At 43.5% G+C, this 269-nt stretch carries 1 protein-coding gene; it reads left to right on the top strand.

Going from position 1 to position 269, the window contains the following annotated elements; genetic code table 11:
• On the top strand, positions 1-269 hold a 269-nt coding region (locus AC1RPV_RS07900; RefSeq protein ID WP_481764219.1), incomplete at both ends, for a hypothetical protein.

Genomic DNA, 269 nt, shown 5'->3' with positions numbered 1-269 from the left:
GTCACAACCTGGCTTCACAATCCTTCTTATGGGCTGAAGGAGATAAGAAAAGCAACTGGTTTTAAGGATTTCTATCTCTATAATGCTTTGGGTGGTTTATCTGATGTGCAGGATCATAACCAAAATCCTATTGCCTCGTACTTCTATCAGTGGTCTCCTGACGGCACTTCGCAGAATTACGTTCGCACTCATGCTATGACTGCAGCAGCAGGTAGCAAGTATATGGCAAGTTATGATTATTATGACGGTTTGGGGCGTCTCTTCCAGAA

The organism is Dellaglioa sp. CoH-55-MRSF-9 (genome assembly GCF_056782155.1).
The sequence above is the reverse complement of the archived record's forward strand: the minus strand, read 5'-3'. Positions and strand labels throughout refer to the sequence as shown.